Source organism: Paenarthrobacter sp. NPDC090517, from assembly GCF_044769165.1.
GTDB lineage: Bacteria > Actinomycetota > Actinomycetes > Actinomycetales > Micrococcaceae > Arthrobacter.
Genome location: NZ_JBIVXN010000001.1, coordinates 55140 through 68862, shown reverse-complemented (window position 1 = coordinate 68862; position 13723 = coordinate 55140). Strand labels below are relative to the sequence as shown.

Annotated in this window: 13 protein-coding genes; 2 read left to right on the top strand and 11 right to left on the bottom strand. The window is 61.9% G+C overall.

Going from position 1 to position 13723, the window contains the following annotated elements; all coding sequences use genetic code 11:
• Nucleotides 1-20: 20 nt before the first annotated feature.
• The 7 genes from ACIQTW_RS00305 to ACIQTW_RS00275 form a co-directional block, all read right to left on the bottom strand.
• Complete coding sequence (locus ACIQTW_RS00305) at nt 21-710, bottom strand: MBL fold metallo-hydrolase (protein ID WP_402932423.1); 690 nt, start codon at nt 708-710, stop codon at nt 21-23.
• A 6-nt stretch (nt 711-716) separates the two neighbouring features.
• Complete coding sequence (locus tag ACIQTW_RS00300) at nt 717-1337, bottom strand: dihydrofolate reductase family protein (protein ID WP_402932420.1); 621 nt, start codon at nt 1335-1337, stop codon at nt 717-719.
• 83 nt (nt 1338-1420) lie between these two features.
• Nucleotides 1421-1816, bottom strand: a complete 396-nt coding sequence (locus tag ACIQTW_RS00295) for a hypothetical protein (protein ID WP_402932417.1) — start codon at nt 1814-1816, stop codon at nt 1421-1423.
• Nucleotides 1817-1833: 17 nt separating this feature from the next.
• Nucleotides 1834-2709 (bottom strand): NAD(P)H-binding protein, encoded by an 876-nt coding sequence (locus ACIQTW_RS00290; protein WP_402932414.1) that lies wholly within the window; start codon nt 2707-2709, stop codon nt 1834-1836.
• 103 nt (nt 2710-2812) lie between these two features.
• Nucleotides 2813-4951 carry an iron ABC transporter permease gene (locus tag ACIQTW_RS00285; protein WP_402932411.1) on the bottom strand — a complete coding sequence of 713 codons (2139 nt, stop codon included), beginning with the start codon at nt 4949-4951 and terminating at the stop codon, nt 2813-2815.
• Nucleotides 4952-4961: 10 nt separating this feature from the next.
• Nucleotides 4962-5942: an ABC transporter substrate-binding protein gene (locus ACIQTW_RS00280; RefSeq protein ID WP_402932408.1), complete on the bottom strand. Its 981-nt coding sequence runs from the start codon at nt 5940-5942 to the stop codon at nt 4962-4964.
• Between the two features lie 44 nt (nt 5943-5986).
• Nucleotides 5987-6811, bottom strand: a complete 825-nt coding sequence (locus ACIQTW_RS00275; protein WP_402932405.1) for an ABC transporter ATP-binding protein — start codon at nt 6809-6811, stop codon at nt 5987-5989.
• 104 nt (nt 6812-6915) lie between these two features.
• On the opposite strand from ACIQTW_RS00275, the gene arfB reads away from it, so the two are divergent.
• On the top strand, nt 6916-7335 hold the full coding sequence (arfB, locus tag ACIQTW_RS00270; RefSeq protein WP_402932402.1) for an alternative ribosome rescue aminoacyl-tRNA hydrolase ArfB: 420 nt from the start codon (nt 6916-6918) through the stop codon (nt 7333-7335).
• A 30-nt stretch (nt 7336-7365) separates the two neighbouring features.
• Here arfB and ACIQTW_RS00265 read toward each other — a convergent pair whose 3' ends face one another.
• The 4 genes from ACIQTW_RS00265 to ACIQTW_RS00250 form a co-directional block, all read right to left on the bottom strand.
• Complete coding sequence (locus tag ACIQTW_RS00265) at nt 7366-7782, bottom strand: nuclear transport factor 2 family protein (RefSeq protein ID WP_402932399.1); 417 nt, start codon at nt 7780-7782, stop codon at nt 7366-7368.
• Nucleotides 7783-7848: 66 nt separating this feature from the next.
• Nucleotides 7849-9129 carry an ArgE/DapE family deacylase gene (locus ACIQTW_RS00260; RefSeq protein WP_402932396.1) on the bottom strand — a complete coding sequence of 427 codons (1281 nt, stop codon included), beginning with the start codon at nt 9127-9129 and terminating at the stop codon, nt 7849-7851.
• A gap of 42 nt (nt 9130-9171) precedes the next feature.
• The gene (locus tag ACIQTW_RS00255; RefSeq protein WP_402932393.1) at nt 9172-10503 is read right to left on the bottom strand and encodes an MFS transporter; all 1332 of its coding nucleotides are present in this window, start codon (nt 10501-10503) and stop codon (nt 9172-9174) included.
• Nucleotides 10504-10658: 155 nt separating this feature from the next.
• Nucleotides 10659-11879, bottom strand: a complete 1221-nt coding sequence (locus ACIQTW_RS00250; RefSeq protein ID WP_402932390.1) for a helix-turn-helix domain-containing protein — start codon at nt 11877-11879, stop codon at nt 10659-10661.
• Nucleotides 11880-12016: 137 nt separating this feature from the next.
• Between ACIQTW_RS00250 and ACIQTW_RS00245 the strand changes: the two genes are divergently transcribed.
• Nucleotides 12017-13720, top strand: coding sequence for an amidohydrolase (locus tag ACIQTW_RS00245; RefSeq protein WP_402932387.1), 1704 nt, complete (start codon nt 12017-12019; stop codon nt 13718-13720).
• Nucleotides 13721-13723 lie beyond the last annotated feature (3 nt).

The window sequence follows — 13723 nt, the reverse complement described above, 5'->3', positions numbered from 1 at the left end:
TGCCGCTAATACTTGGCGGGTTATGACAGGGAAGAAGGCTGTTCGAGTAGGGAGCGGAGCCGTGCGTTCGGATCGGAAATCTCGGCCCCATGCGAGAACAGCATCCTGTTGTGCGATACCTCGGCGAGTTTTCGGAGCGATGATTCAGCCTCCACTGGGTCAGCAGTAAAGGGAGCGGGAGGGCGAACCATGACCCCGTTCATGGTGCCTACCGCATCACCGACGAACAACAGGCCGTCACTTTCATGCAGCAAACTGATGTGCCCTTGCGTATGCCCGGGAGTGTGGATGACGCGCAGCCCGCGGATTGAAGCACCGTCGGCTGCGGCCCGGGCGTGGGAAGGCAAAGCGCTTAACTCCGCCTCGCCTGCCCACAGTAGAGCATCCCCCGCTCTCGAAAGGACATCGTCCAAACCGCCTACATGGTCTGCATGGGAGTGGGTGAGCACCACATCGGAGACATCACCCCAACGGGCGCCCAAACGTTCCAGCGCCTGGTGGATATGCATGGCACTGCCTCCCATACCCGTGTCAATCAAAACAATCCCACCGGAAACAGGCAGCACGAAGCAGCGAACATCGAAACTGATCTCTGTGGGGCCCGCAACGCCTGCAGGCAGCTGCACCTGCTGGACAATGACGTCGGGCAAGGGGCCGGCTTCCGGTTGGGATTCAGGTAAATTCGGAATTGATTCGCTGCCTGCACCCATGTGGACTCAACCCTGCCTTGCTGGTGGCGGGCCCTCGATGACAGTGGGTATGTACTCCAGTAGCTGCGAGCGCCCATCGAACGTCCGGCTGTCCACCAATTCCAAGGCGACATCCGGGTAGCCGTCATAGATTCGCTCACTACCGGTCCTCCCGGTTATTACGGGAAAAATCACCAAGCGATACCTGTCCACCAGACCGGCCGTCAGCAGGGAACGGCAAAGGCTCAAGCTGCCCAGAGTGCTCAAGGTGCCGGTGCGGGTCCGCTTTAGTTCCCGGACGGCTTCCACAGCATCACCTGAAATGAGTTCCGAGTTGGGCCATGCCAAGGGCTCCTTCAGGGTGGAGGAAAAGATGATCTTTGGCATGGCAGCCAACCCGCTCAGGCTGGCGCCCTCCTCCTCTGAAAACCCCGAACTATCTTCAGAGGCTTCCACCGACATACTCGACATCACCCGGTATGTGTTCGCGCCCATCAGTGTGGTGAAGTCCTTCTTTCCCTCTTCATCCAACCAGGCCAGGTACTCCGGACCTTCCAATCCCCACCAACCAGGCCAGCCTTCGGCAGAAGCGTAGCCGTCCAGGGAAATGATCAGGTCCACCATCAGCCTTGCGGTCGTCTCACTCATAGCAGTCTCCTAGGTTTACGGTGCGCGTTGACCGTGCGCGCAAATGCTAGCCCCGGAGTAAATGGACGTTCAAGGGGTTCCCGCTAGAGAAGGAGAAGGACGAACCCGCCGAGGGTGCTCAGTATCCCAACACCAGTGAGGATCCAGCCGAGAATCAGGACAGTGTTGTCGTGGCGCGGCGGATGCAGCGAGCATCGGGAGGGATGGCAGAGGTCGTAGTGGACAAGCACAGCGCCTGACTCAACGTTCCTGTCATGGGCAGGGATATCAAGCAGGACCTTTTGTTCCTCGTTCGCCCGATCCACCCAGCGCACTCCCAGAAACCCACCTGCGGCGAACTGTTCTCCGTTGGCAGTTGCCCAAACGCACCGGCGCTTGGCAATGACCCACGCCCACAAAAGCAGAGGCACGCCGGGGACAAACCCCACCCACGTCATCATTTCCAAGATGGGGCCAAGAACATCCAGGGAACCGGCCATGACTCGATCCTAAGCGCCTAAGCGTGTGGATCGAGACTATGTTCCAGACCAAAGACCGGGATGTCAGGAAATGCCTTCCGTTGCAGCGTGGGATCGAAAGCCGCTTGGCCCGACTCCATCCAGAGTGCCGCCGCTGCCATTCTGGCCATGAAAGGCGAGAACGGCCGTGCAGCAACGGACATCATACGCAAGGCGGGCACTGGTATTCGCTTGATTGAACCTCCGCCGGCGTTGGCCAGTATTGCACCGGCAAGTGCATTGAACGAATGGGTCCCGGATCCCCACTCTATGGTTCGCCCTCGCAATGCCGGTTCCGCAAGGGCACGGACAACCAGTGCCGCGGCGTCGGCCGTGGAGGTGAATGTCACCGGGGCGCGTCCCGATCCGAAGACCAGCACCTTGCCCTTCTCCTTGAGGGGCTGGCTCATGGAGGCTAGAAACTGTTCAAGGTTGGCACCCATTCGAATAATCGTCCAAGCCATTCCCGAGGACCTGAGAGCCTCTTCTGCAGCAAACTTCATGCGGAGAAACTCCAGTGGCGCGTCCGCAGCAGCGCCGTGCATGGACATCATCACCAAGTGTTCCACCCTGCCGTGTTTCGCCGCTTCCAGGAGCCGCAATGCACCATCGCGGTCAACACTGCGCGGAGTGCCTCCCCTTTTCAATCCGAATCCCGACGCCGCAAACACCACCTGCCGGCAACCAGCTACGGCAAGCATGCAGTCCGACCTTGAGGACAAGTCACCGGGAACCACCTCCACGCCGCTAAGTCGCGTTTCAGGAAATGGTTGCGAGTTGCCGCGAGCCATGATGCGGACGGCCTGCCCGGTACCCGCCAAGTCGCCCACCACACGCACACCAAGGCGACCTGTGCCGCCCACGATGAGGATCATGGGCTGGGCGCCACAAGCAGGTGTAAGCCGGCGATGGAACTGACCACGGCGGAACCTCCTTCGTGTACGTTGCCCCAACTCTAGCGGCGAACGTCATCGGAGGTTAGACCATGCGGTCCACCCGTGAACGCCAGAGCAGATATACAAAGTAGGGCGCGCCCACTAGCGCCGTCATGATTCCGGCAGGTATCTGGGCCGGCGCTATGACGGTGCGGCCAATGACATCGGCGAGCACCACGGTGCAGGCGCCGATCAATGCTGCCACGGGCAGGACCCTTGAGTGCCGTGCGCCTACGAGTGTGCGGGCGGCGTGGGGTGCCACAAGTCCCACGAAAGCGATCACGCCCACCGAAGAGACGGCACCGGCGGTCAAAAGCACAGCCACCGTAAGCAGGAGCACCCGGGATCCGGATAGCCCTACGCCCAGCACGCGCGGAGAATCGTCATCCACGGCAATCAGATCGAGATCCCGCCTCATGCCCGCCAGCACAGGCAGCGCAAGCACCAGGGCCAGCAGCGGTGGCAGGACAGAGGCAAAGTTGCGGCCATAGGTAGAGCCTGACAACCAAGTGAGGGCCTTTGTCTGGTTGAACGGATCTGTCGTCACCAGGAGGACGGTGATAGCGGCCGCCAGCCCCGCGGAGATGCCGATGCCGATCAACACCAGCTTGTTCTGTTGAAGCCCGCCGCGGAAAGCCAATCCGAAGACCAGCAGGGCAGAAAGTGCCGCACCCCCAAGCGCGGAGCCAGTGACCACCCACGAGCCCGCCGTCGGGACTGTGGTGATGACGATGATTGCTGCGAGTCCGCCACCGCCGGAGACGCCAAGAATGCCGGGCTCGGCCAGGGAATTGCGGGACACCGCTTGGATCAGTGCACCGGCGAGGGCCAAGGCCGCGCCGGCGAGGACCGCCGCCAGGACACGCGGCATTCGTGTACCCAGGACGGCGCTGACACGATTTCCCGACTGCCCGGTGAGCCAGTTGACGAGATCCCCGAGCAGGAGCTTCGCATCGCCCAGTAGGGCACCCGCTACCAGCAAGCCGGTGAGCAGGACAAGGAGCCCGATCAATACGGTGAGGAAGAACCTGCGGGTGCGAAGTCTTGCCAGGGCATCACCGGCAACACTCAACCCGGCGTCGGACATCCGCATAGCCAGGATCACTAGGAATACGGCCCCGAAGACCGTAGTGACTGCGCCGGTGGGGACTTCAACGCCTGCTTGGGCACCGAAAAGACCACGAACAAGGACGTCCGCTCCGATGACCACCACTGCACCGGCCAAGCCGGAGATGGGCAGCAACGCCCTATGCCGGCCAAGGCCGCGAAGACGGGAGGCCAGAAGACGCACGATTGCAGGGGCACAGAGTCCAACAAATCCGATCGGGCCGGCGATCGTCACCGCCGCTGCCGACAGTACGACGGCAAGCACGACGGCGCCCACCCGGGCCAGGCGCGGATCCGCACCCGCCAGCCTGGAGGCGTCGTCACCCAAGCCGAGCAGGTCCATCCGACGTGCGAGGAGAAAGAGTGCGGCGATACCCATGAGGACTATGGGCGTGAACTGGATCAACTCGTCGGTGCGGGACTGGGCAAGGCTTCCCTGCCCCCACGCATACAAACCCGTGGTTTCCTGACTGAACAAAAGAAGGAGTGCGCTGGTGGCCGAATGCAGGCCCAACGCCAGCGCTGTGCCGGCGAGCACCAGGCGAATCGGACCTCCGTTCCCGTTGGCACCACCGCCCGACAGCGCCAAAACAAGCACCGCCGCCGCCAGACCGCCGATGAAGGCAATGCCACCGGACAGAAGGGCCGGAAGGGAAAGACCGAAAGCGGCCACAGCCACTATCGCGAAATGAGCGCCGGCGTTCACAGCCAGCGTGTCAGGGGAAGCAAGGACGTTGCGGGTGGCCGACTGCAAAGCCGCGCCAGCCACCCCCAACGCCACGCCGACCAACAAACCGGCGAAAAGTCGCGGTACCCGCGAGGCAACCAACACTGCGGTTTCCTGGTCCGTTCCGCCTCCGGTGAGCAGCCCCAACAGCTGGAAAGGGCCGACGTCGGCCGTTCCTTGTGTGAGGTGGATCAGCGAAAACAGAGCCAGGATAACCACCCCGGCGCCAGCCACCAGGACCGGTCCGGAGCGACGGCGGACATTTCGTCCAGTCGACGCGGCAGGTACGGGAGCACCCGCCACGGCCGTGGGAACGGTCATGGCGGGCCTCTTCACAGTGTCGGTCATGCGGATGGGACTACTTGGTGAGGGACGCGACGATTGCGTCGACGTACTGGGTCATCGAGGCTGGGCCACCGAACATCCAGATGCCGTCAGAGAGGCGGTGGACCTTGCCGGCCGACACGAACGGAAGCGACTTCCAGACTGCGTTGTCGGTCAACTGCTCGGTGAAGTCGCCATCGGCGCTGTTGGTGATGTAGACGAAATGGTCGGCATTGACGGCGGTCAAGCCCTCGACGTCTGTGGAGCCCAGCCCGTAGGCAGGGTCGCCTTCAACCGTCCACGGATTCACGAGACCAAGCTCGGTGTTGATGTCGGCCAGCAGGGATCCCTTGGTGAACGGGCGGATGGACACCTTGCCATCAGCAACCCAGCCGTCTGCGAAAGCTACGCGTGAACCGCCCAGGCCTGCCTTCTCAAGATCGGCCTTGCCCTCGGCCACGGCGGCGTCGAAGGCTGCGATGGCCTCATCAGCTTTCTTTTCGGTACCGGTTGCCTTGGCTACAAGCTTCAAGTTGTCCTCGGCCTGCGCGATCTGACGGCTGCCATCGGCGGACTTGACCACAACAACGGGAGCCAGCTCTTCCAGCTGCTTGATCACAGGCTCGGCGAGGTCGGTGGTGGCAACGATCAAGTCAGGATCGAGGGAGGCAATGGTGTCAAAGCTGGGCTCGTTGCGCGTTCCGATGTCGGTGGGAGTGGTGTCCAGCTTGCCGGCCGTAACCCAAGCGCTGAAACCCTTGACGTCCGCAACGCCTACCGGCATGACGCCGAGGGTGGTCAAGTTCTCCACCACGTTCCATTCGGTGCCGACCACGCGCTTGGCGGGGCCATCCAGCTTGACCTCGGTGCCGCGGGCGTCTGTCAGGGTGATGGCCTCTCCCGCGCCGGCACTGTTCGAAGCGGAGCTCGCAGGGCCTTCAGTGGTTCCGCAACCGGTGAGCAGGACTGCCACGGCAGCGGTGGCGGCCAGGGCTTTGTGGATCTTCATGGACACAGGGGTCCCTTTCGTGTTGGGGGGCTTACGTTTATGAGGGGGTTTCAGCTGTCGCTGTGCCGGCCTACAGCGCGGGTGCGCAGCCTGCCGGTCAGCGGGTCAGTGTGGGTAACGATGGGAATTGAGTAGACGTCACTGAGGAGCTCTGCATCGAGTGCCTCATGCGCCGGTCCGGCGGCTGCGATCCGGCCTTCCGACAGAACCACCACGTGATCGGCAAGTGCGGCTGCTTCGTCGAGGTCGTGGAGGACCACGCCGATTGCCACACCGTGAATGCGGGCAAGGTCGTATACGAGATCGAAGATCTCCACCTTGTAGCGGAGGTCCAAGTGGTTGGTTGGTTCATCGAGCAGCAGCACCGATGTGTCCTGCGCAAGGCAACTTGCCAGCCACACCCGTTGCAGTTGCCCGCCCGAAAGTTCGTGGACGCCCCGACTGGCAAGTTCCGCCACACCGGTCAGCCCCATGGCGCGGTCGACGGCGCCCGGCCCCTCGGGATCGGCAGCGCGCCACCGCCCGCGGTAGGGATGGCGGCCGAACTCGACGACGTCCCGGACGCTGAGGCCGTGCGGCACGGGCCGGCTTTGCGAGAGCAGGGTCACGTGCCGGGCGAAATCGCTGCGCTTCATCATCAGCGCATCTGCAACGTCGCCGTCCGCAGGTTTGACCGTCACGGTTCCGGAAGAGGCCTCGTGCAACCGGGCCAGCGCGCGCAGCAGGGTGGATTTGCCGCTGCCGTTCGGGCCTACCAGGGCAACTATGCGCCCCGGCTCCAAGCGGAGCCCGGCTCCATGGACAACGTCCTTGTCCCCGTAACGGAGGACCAGATCCGTGGCCTCGAGCCCCGAGAGTTCAGTCAGTTCAATCACAAAACAGAAGATTAGCTTAGGCTTACCTAATTTCTAAAAACGTGTCGGAGGATGTCGTAGCGAACGTGTCAGCGTAGGCCGCTGTGACATGCAAGGCTTGACCCATGGACCTGGAAATCTCCCCTTCGCTGACGATCCCCGCCGCGGAACTCAATTGGCGATTCTCCCGCTCCTCCGGGCCGGGCGGCCAACACGTCAACACCACGGACAGTCGGGCCGAATTGATGTGGAACGTCGACGGTTCTGCCACCCTGACTGACGAGCAGCGGCAGTTGCTGCTCAAACGCCTGGGGCGAAAACTCGTCGGCGGAACCATCACAGTGACTGCATCGGAGGAACGATCTCAACTACGTAATCGTGAGATCGCCATGGCCAAGCTTGCTGAGCTGATAAGGACGGGCCTCGTTCCCGAAGCTGTTCGCCGCGCTTCCAAACCGACCCGCGGCTCCGCCCGCCGCCACCGTGTGGCAAAAGAACTGAGGTCGGCCACCAAACAACAACGACGGCGACCTGCCGCGGAGTAGCCCCGGGCATTATTTTGGGGCGAAAAGCAACTAAGTACTACTGATTTCAACCCACTGCGAACGCCATTCCGGGGCCGGGAATGCCTCACTCCAGTACGCCGTTTCTTTCGCAATCCTGCCGTCGCGGAACTCAAAGATGAAGACGGTTTGATAGCTCGGACCCGCGTAGTCAAGTAACGCCTCAGCCACCACCAAGTTGCCTCCGCTGAGCAGGCGCTTGGGCGTGATGGTGGGCAACTGCGGAAAGGCGTTGTAGATACCCCTACGGTTCTCCGCTCCGCGTACCACTTCCCCGGATTGAGGCCAATGCATCACGGCGTCGTCGTGGAACAGCTCATCCATGACTTCGATGTGGCGATCATTGATGCAGTCGATCAGCCGCCTGACCACATTCTCATTGACGCCCTGCTCAGTAACGCCCTGTTCACCAACAATTTGTTCAGCCATGATCGGCATTGTCCTCTTGGGGACCGGATTACGCCATGGCTTACTGTTCCCGCATCAACATCTTGATCAGGTAGCGGGACGTTCCTCGATTCCACACCACTCCGCGATGAACAAGGCGATGCTCTTGGTGATCCGCCGGATCGATTCAACAGAAACCCGTTCGTCGAAGCCATGGATCGATTCTGAGACGGGGCCGTACACCAGCGTGGGAGTGTCCGCGTAGAGGGTGAACACCCGTCCGTCGAGGTAACCGGGGGTGGTGAAGCTGTCCAGTTCAGTGCCGAACACCTGTGCATGTGTACGCTCCAGCACGGCTTCGGCCTCACTGCCCGGTTCCAATACGTAACCTTCTGCAAAGAAGCCTGTCTTGGTAGGAACGGCATCAATGGGCTGCTCACCGTTGCCCAGGTTCGCCAAGCATGCCTTGAGCTCGGTCCAGGCCTGATCGGCGCTGATGCCCGGGTAGACCGCTGCGCGAACGTCGAACTCGCACCACGCCGGTACGCTGGAGGGCCAGTCCCCACCAACTATGCCCCCAAAGTTGAAGTTGATGGGGTGGTCCAGATCCTCAAAATACCGGTGATTCGCCTGCTCCGTGTTCCACTTTTCTTCGACTTCCCGCAGGGCTGCCATGGCAGTATAGGCGGCATCGATGGCATTGAAACCCGAGCCCATTTCCCGCGGATGCGTCGGCTTTCCGGATACCCGGACCTTGAACCACAGGACGCCCACGTTGGCCCGCACCAACATGTCTTCCTCTGGTTCGGGAATGACGACGGCGTCGGCGCGGTAGCCGCGCATCAGGGCGGAAAGCGATCCGTTGCCGGTGCATTCTTCTTCCACCACCGACTGGAGGTGAATCCGACCCGCGGGATCGAAGCCGGCGGCACGAACGGCGTCGAAAGCGAACAGGTTCGCCGCGAGCCCTGCCTTCATGTCACCTGCGCCGCGGCCGTACATCCATCCGTCAATGATCGGGGCGTCCCAAGGTGAACGTGACCACATTTCCGCTGGACCTTCCGGTACGACGTCAACGTGCCCGTTGAGGATGAGGGACCGCCCCGTCTCGGTGACCGGCTGGTACGTGCCCACAACGTTGGTGACGTTTTCGTAGGAAACGGTCACGGCTCCGTGCCCCGAATGGGTGGAAAGCTCCCCCGCGTCCAGCTCCCATTGGTCCATCGCCAAGCCCCGGGCGGCCATTGCGGCATGGAGCAGTTCCTGGGCGCTGCCCTCCTTGGTGCGGAGCGAGGGGTGTTTGACAAGTTCCTGGGTGAAGGAAAGTTGGGCGTCAAAGGCGGCGTCGACGGAATCGAGGATTCGCCGGGATTGTTCGTCGGTGATCATGTTCAATTCCCCTGGGCTGTGGTGTCGGGTTGTCCGGTGGCGCTAGTTATCCCGGACCAGGCGCTTATCCTCCACGCGGAGGCGCTCCCCCAGGAAGCCGCCCACCGCGGTAAGCAGCGAGATGATGACCAGGATCAGAGCAGCGCCCCATGACTGGTTGCCGGACACTCCGAGCATGGCCGTAGCAAGCAAGGGCATGAATCCGCTGGTAGCGCCGGCGATGTTGTAGCCCAGGGCCACACCGGAGTAGCGCAGCTTCGGGGGGAACAGCTCGGTCAGCAGGGCACCGTTGACGGCGTAGGCGATGGCAATCAGCATGATTCCAACGGTGATGGCGAGGGTGATCAGCAGCGGCGACTTGGTGTCGATCATGGCGAACAGGGGAAACGCCATGACGGCGCTGGCGATGCCGCCCCACATGGTGACCTTGCCGGGGCCGATCTTTTCGGCCAGGCGTCCCATGAAGAAGGTCACTACGATTTGCGCCACGGCGGCAATCAGCGTGGCGTTGACCATGACATTGCGGTCCATGCCGAGGGTATTTGATCCATAGCTGACGACGAACGTGGTGATCATGTAGAAGCCACCAACGCCAAGCAACGCAGCGAGCACTGCCACTACGAGGCGGCCACTGGCATGACGGAAAACTTCGAATGCCGGGACCTTGGACGTCTCGCCCATGGACAGCAAGTCCTTGAAGATCGGCGATTCCTCAACCTTGAGGCGGATCCAGAGGGCAACACCCAGCATGGGGAAAGCCAACAGGAACGGAATACGCCAGCCCCACGCATCGAAGGCCTCAGACGGGAAGAGCAGGACCAGGGAGAAGGCGCCGGAGGCGAGCAGCGTGGCTACGGGAGATCCCACTTGGACGAGTGCTGCGTAGCGGCCGCGCTTCTCGGCGGGGGCATGCTCGACCGCCATGGTTACCGCACCGCCCCATTCACCGCCGACAGCCAATCCTTGGACAAGCCGCAGCACTGCCAGGAGGATGGGCGCCGCCAAGCCAATGCTGCCGAAGTCGGGCAGCAGGCCGATGAGTGCAGTAGCAACGCCGATCATCACGATGGTGATGAGCAGTGCCGGCCGGCGTCCGAAGCGGTCACCGATGTAACCGAAGATCATGGCCCCCAGCGGCCTGGCAGCGAAGCCGACGCCGAACGTGGCAAAGGAGGCCAGCAAGGCAGCGGTGGGGTCCATGTTGGTGAAGAACAGCCGGTTGAAAACCAGTGCCGCAGCGGTTCCGAAGAGGTAGTAGTCGTACCATTCCAGCGCGGTACCAACTAAGGCGGCACGGGCAATCTTTCCGGCGTCCTTGCCGGAGATGACCGGAGGGGCGCCCTCGGTGGTCGGAACGGGATGTGAGGTGGTCACGATGTGAGCCTTTCGAACGGGTGGAGTCTGGTTCGCATGCAACTGCCGGGATGACTCCGGCTGTTTATTGGGGAGTTATCTACGACACTAAGGCAGTGAGAACGCACTCATCAATGACAATATCCACCCGCTTCGCTTCAGCTAATTGTGCAAACTCACAATGCTGGAGGCTTTTCCTCATAAGCGCTCATGGCTACCAGTGCCAAGGCCGCTTCCTCAGGGATGGTCATATCCAAGCCGATCACTTGCTGCAGGCTGTGCAACCTGTTAACAGTAGTATTTCTGTGGCAATAGAGCTCCTCCGAAGTTTCCTTGATGGACCCGGTTCGTCCGTAAATGCGGGCAACCTGGAGCAGTCGCTGCCGCTCGTGGGGTGTGCACTGATTCAGGGCCTCGGTGACTTGGGCGGAAAACCCCGGGAGTGTTTGTTCCAAGAGAGCGGAGGCTATGGCCATCCATGTGTTCTCCACGGTTGCCAACCCGACGGCTGCACCCCCCTGGTTTGCCAGCACCAGTGCGGCTGTGGCAGCTGGGGGGACACCAACCAGCCCCCTGACATCCGGCACATAACCGGCCGGAAAGCCCGGTCCGGCCTCCCGCCAACTCCTGCCTTTTCGCTGCTGTCGAAAAATGTAAAGGGCTCCGGCGTGCTCGTACAGGAACGCTCGGGAGCCTGATTCGAATTGGCGCTGGGCCTGAGCGATGTTGCCCGCGGCTACTCCCAACACTTCAAACGTGTCGTCGGCCTGCACACCCAAGGCCGCAGCCATGTCTTGAACCTCGCCGGCGGCGGCCGTCTCTTCACTATTGATGCCTATACCGCTGTTGAATAAGCGCGAAAGGATTCTTTGCCTGTAGAGCTGCTTATTGCGGGTCAGCCGGGCTTCCTCCTCGGCGTACGCCTGCTGGATACTGCTGACGTATCCTTCCACGGTATCCAGGACCCGGGTCATGTTGGCCACCAGGAGGGCGATTCCGGAGTCTCCTGCGACCCGCTCCAGCCCCTTCCAGAGGACACGGAAGTCATTCCGTATGGCCTCCAGGAATGCATCAAGCGGGACTCCCTGACTGGCCCTGCGTCGCGCAACTTCACGCGGCAGGACCTGCAAGTCCGGCGGTAATTCCACCCCGGCCATGCGGAACAGAAGCAAGTCCATGGTGTCCTCCGCTGTGCGGTAAACATCCTCTGCGGGTACCGACGCTTGGCCATAGGAGATGTCGGCGAAGCGTTCCAGGAAGTCACTGACCAGCAGGGACCGCTCCTTCCACAGGCGTTCGATCAAGCCGGTCCATTCCGGCTCGGTCGACGGCGGAGGGTTGAAGACCCGGGAACGGGCGGAGAGGGAACCAGTGCTTTCGCGAGAATCCGGGCTCATATGTCAATTTTAGGCAAATGCCCAAGATCTGTCTGCAAGGCAGCGGCTTTTGTCCATTGAAGTCGCCATTTTTCCAGCGTTGAATGGAAGTCGGCCCCATACGCTCCGGAAATCCGGGGCCCTATCAAAGAGGATTCATGCTCGTAGACCTCCTGATCCGCAACGCCCACATCCTGACGCAGGATCCCTCGCGCCCCACAGCGGAGAGCCTGCTGATCCACGAAGGCAAGATACTCGATATCGACCCCGACGCCGGCATGGCCGCCCGGGCCACGCGCACCATCGACGCCAAAGGCGCCACGGTCGTCCCGGGCTTCAACGACGTTCATGCCCACAGTGTGTGGTTCGGGCTGGGCCTGCTGGAGGCCGGGCTTGGGACGGTGAAAAGCCTGGAAGAGGTTTACGACGTCATCGCGGAAGCTGCAGCCACGGTAGGCACCGATGAATGGGTTGTTGCCTCAGGTTTCAGCCCACTCCTTCTCGACGGCAAGCAGCCGGACCGCGACCGGCTGGACGCCGCCGCAGGCGGGCGACCTGTGTGGATCAAGCACTCCTCAGGCCACGCCTGCACGCTCAATGGAGTGGCGCTGGACTTGATTGAGGCCGAAGGCGCTGACCTTGAAGCCGGGATCGACGGCGGCGCGGTGGTCATGGGCATGGATGGCCGGCCCACAGGACTTTTGGAAGAAAATGCCATGCGGCTCGTCCAGGACCTCCTGCTGCCCTATCCGCTGGAGACCATCGAACGTGCCCTCGATCTGGCCACCTCGCATTACTTGACGGAGGGGATCACGAGCGTCACTGATGCTGGAATTGCAGGCGGCTGGATTGGGCATTCGCCCCAGGAATTCGCGGCCTATCAGAACGCGAAGGACAAGGGTCTCCTCAGTGTCAGGATGCAGCCGATGATCGTACTCGATGCCCTGCACCCGTTGCAGGGCCATGCAGCGGATTCCGTGACCAGCGGACTAGACACCGGTATACGTACAGGCCTGGGCGATGATTGGCTCCGGTTGGGCCCGGTCAAGATCTTCAGCGATGGTTCTCTGCTTGGCAGCACCGCCTTTGTCACCGAAGAATACGTCGGCTGCACCCACAACCACGGCTACCTTCAGATGGACGCGGAGAAGCTGCGCGAAGCAGCACTCAAGGCCTATAGTGCCGGCTGGGCGGTTGCGATGCATGCGATTGGCGACCACGCAATCGACCATGCGATTGACATCCTGACAGAAGCGCAGGACACCTACGGCCCCAACGCCATGCCCAACCGGATCGAGCACGGGGGTGTGGTCCGCCCGGAGCAGCTGGACCGGATTGCGGCAGCCGGCATTGTTCTGGTTCCCCAGCCGCACTTCATTACCGAGTTCGGCGATGGAATGGCCCGCCTGCTGGGACCGAAACGCACACTATGGTCTTACCCGGGCAAGAGCCTGCTGACACGCGGAGTGGTTCTGCCTGGCAGCTCCGACCGGCCTGTCTCCAACGGACGCCCCCTGGATGTCATCCAGTCGTTCGTGGAGAGGTTGACACCAACCGGGGAGGTCTACGGTCCTGCTGAGAGGATCACAGCTGCGGAGGCACTGGCCGCCTACACAACAGGGTCGGCTGCAGCTACGGGCGCCGAGGACGTGAAAGGCCGCTTGTCGCCCGGGTACTTGGCTGACTTGGTGTTCCTCAACCAAGATCCCACCAAAGTGGTCCCCTCCGCCATTGGAGCCACCCAGGTCCTGGCAACCATGGTGGGCGGGGAAATCCGTTTCGGTGCGGACAGGTTCCCTCCACGCGTCCGAACTGAAGAACTTGAACCAGCAATGAGCACTTCCACCAGCACTCACAGCTAAGGA